The following is a 3,063-nucleotide window of genomic DNA, read 5'->3' as shown; positions in this document are numbered from 1 at the left end:
AGCGTGCCGGTATCTCGACCCCTTCGAGTTCGGTGTCTTCAGTGGTGAACCGTTGCACCGTGGTCAGCGGTGTCTCCAAGCGCAGACCCTCCTCGATCGCCGGCGGGATCAGCTCGCGGTTCATCTGCACCGCTTGGAATTGCTCAGGGTGAGTGAGCAACAGGAACAACAGATTGCCCGATGACCGGTAGGTGGTTTCCAGCCCGGCCGGCAGCAGCAGCCGAAGGAAGGAATAGATCGCTTCGTCGCTGAGCTTCTCGCCGTTGATGTCGGCGGTCACCAGATCGCCGATGATGTCCTCGGTGGGCTTGGATTTGCGTAGTTCGATTTGCTCGAGAAAGTAGTCTTTTAGCGCCGCCGATGCTTCGAAGGCGCGTTCGTACTTAACCGTGTAGCTGACCAATTCCACTGCGCGACGGTGGAACATCGGCAGGTCTTCTTCTGGCAAGCCCAACAGGCTGGCGATGACACGGGTGGGGAACTCGAACGTGTACTGCCGGACGAGGTTCGCTCGGCCGTCCTCGATGAACTCGTCGATCAACGCGTTGCAGATCGGCCGGACGATGGTGGGTTCCCAGCGGGCCAGCGCTTTGGACTTGAACGCCGCCGACACCAGGTTGCGGTGCTCGCGGTGCTTTTTACCCTCCATCGCCAAGATGGTCGGACCCATGAACAGGCCGATGGTGGTGTCGTACATCTTCGAGCTGAACACCTGGCCGTCGCGGAACGCCTTGTTGACAGCGTCGAACGACATCGCGGCGAATGATCTCTTCGGCCTAAGCGACTCCGGGGTCTTGGAATAGTCCATGACCGTGCCGTGGAAGACGCCGGCATCGCCGCGCTTCTGGGCGAAGTACGGGTACGGGTCGCGGATGTAGTCGGCGGGCTTGTCGTCGGTGACGGCGACGTCCTGCAGTTGACTATCCACGGCTGCTCCCCGCATCGGCTGCATGATCGTACTGTAAATCTTACAGTAGACTATATCGACACCGTCGCAGTTGCCGTAAGCTGTGAAGCCATGAGTCCGGTGGGCGAACGGGTCGACACCTCGGGCCAGGAGTGCTCAGCGATGCGTGCGAGCCTGGAGCAACAGCGACGATCGTTCATGGCCGACGGGCCGCCCAGTGTCGCAGTGCGGCGCGATCGCATCGACCGGTTGCTCGCGCTTGTCCTGGACAACACCGACGCGTTCGTCGACGCGATGTCGGCCGATTACGGAACCCGGTCCAAGTCGGCGTCGTTGTTCACCGAAGTCGTCGGCATGATCTCGGTCATCGAGCACACGAGATCGCATGTCGCGAAATGGATGCGGCCGACCAAACTGATGCGCGCGGCGCGCCTGTGTGGTCTGCGGGCCGAGGTTCAGCCATGCCCGGTTGGAGTTGTGGGGATCATCGGGCCGTGGAACTTTCCGCTCAACCTTGTGGTATTGCCGGCGTCGGCGGCTTTCGCCGCGGGCAACCGGGTGATCATCAAGATGTCGGAGATCACCGCACACACCGCTGAGCTGATGAAGTCGACGGCACCCAATTACTTCGACGCAACCGAGCTAGACGTCGTCACCGGCGGTCCCGACGTCGCCGCCGCATTCGCGTCGTTGCCGTTCGACCACTTGTTCTTCACCGGCTCCCCGTCGGTGGGCTCGTTGGTGCAGCAGGCGGCTGCGCAGAATCTCGTCCCCGTGACGCTGGAGCTGGGCGGGAAAAATCCGGTGGTAGTCGCCCCGAACGCAAACATTCGCCGATCGGCAGCACGCATCGCCCGGGCGCGCATGGTCAACGGGGGACAGGTCTGCGTCTGCCCTGACTATGTTTTCGTGCCCGACGACCAACTTGAGGCGTTTGTCGAAGTCGCGCGCCAGACGCTGCGCGACATTTTCCCGAGCATCGTCTCGAATGACGACTACTGCTCCAGTGTCAACCAGGCCAACTTCGAGAGAGTGGTTGGACTGATCGAGGACGCGTGCGCCAACGGCGCCACTGTCGAAGCCATTGTCCCGCAGGGTGAACAGCTACCCGACCGCGCTAGCCGCAAGATCCCGCCGACCATCGTCCGCGACATCGACGACCGCATGAAGATCGCCGACGAGGAGATCTTTGGTCCCGTCTTGGCAGTCAAAGGTTATTCGCGGCTCGCCGACGCGATCGACTACATCAACCAGCGCCCCGCTCCGCTGGTGGCCTACTGGTACGGGCCTGATGACGACGACTTCCGCGCCTTCGTCCGCCAAACGCGTAGCGGTGGTGTGGCCCGCAATGACTTTGCCGCGCAGATGATTCCGTCCGCCGCCCCGTTCGGCGGAGTGGGTCGCAGCGGGATGGGGGCCTACCACGGCAAGGCCGGCTTCGACACATTCAGCCACTACCGGACGGTGGTCGGCAACGACCTGCCGTTCAGCATTACCGGAACCGCGGCCCCACCGTTCGGAAGGCCGTTGCGGCTCGGAGCAAATGCTGCGCTGCGGGTCGCGCGTATGCGCGTACGCCACCGGCTCAAGGCCGCTAGCCGTCGCTGATCGCCTGCTCGCGGGCCCAGCGGTAGTCGGCCTTGCCGGACGGGCTGCGCTCGATGGCTGGGCGGAACACGACCGCTTTCGGCAGTTTGTAGCGCGCCACCGACTTTGCCGCGTGCTCGATCAATTCCCGGTCACTGGCCTCAGCACCAGCGGCCAGCGCCACGACGGCGACCACCTCCTGGCCCCAACGCTCGCTGGGTCGCCCGGCCACCACCACGTCGGCCACCGCAGGATGAGACGCGATCGCGGTCTCGACCTCTTCGACGAAAATCTTTTCCCCACCGGAGTTGATGCACACCGAGTCGCGGCCAAGCAACTCGATAGAGCCGTCGGCCAGGTGGCGCGCTCGGTCACCCGGTATCGCGTAGCGCACACCGTCGATGACGGGGAAGGTCGCGGCCGTCTTGGCTGCATCGCCCTTGTAGCCGAGAGGCACGTAGCCCCGCTGCGCGAGCCAGCCGATGCCGTCGTGACCCGGTTCGAGCACGCTGCCGAGGTCGTCGGCGATCACGCAGGTATCGGGCCCGGGGTTGAACCTGCCGGTCGAC

The 3,063-nt window shown here is 63.8% G+C and carries 3 protein-coding genes; 1 reads left to right on the top strand and 2 read right to left on the bottom strand.

The genetic code is table 11. The features are described 5' to 3' along the window. Positions 1–928 (bottom strand): cytochrome P450 (locus VFA16_RS15065; protein WP_324968591.1); only part of this gene is annotated, 928 nt, incomplete at its 3' end. 141 nt (positions 929–1,069) lie between these two features. Here VFA16_RS15065 and VFA16_RS15060 point away from each other — a divergent pair. Next, positions 1,070–2,515, top strand: coding sequence for an aldehyde dehydrogenase family protein (locus VFA16_RS15060; protein ID WP_324968592.1), 1,446 nt, complete (start codon positions 1,070–1,072; stop codon positions 2,513–2,515). On the opposite strand, the gene VFA16_RS15055 is transcribed toward VFA16_RS15060, so the two are convergent. Further along, on the bottom strand, positions 2,502–3,063 hold a 562-nt coding region (locus VFA16_RS15055), incomplete at its 5' end, for an AMP-binding enzyme (RefSeq protein ID WP_414687730.1). The genes VFA16_RS15060 and VFA16_RS15055 overlap by 14 nt on opposite strands.

Source organism: Mycobacterium sp. (assembly GCF_035653355.1).
GTDB lineage: Bacteria > Actinomycetota > Actinomycetes > Mycobacteriales > Mycobacteriaceae > Mycobacterium.
This window is presented reverse-complemented; position numbering and strand designations above follow the sequence as displayed.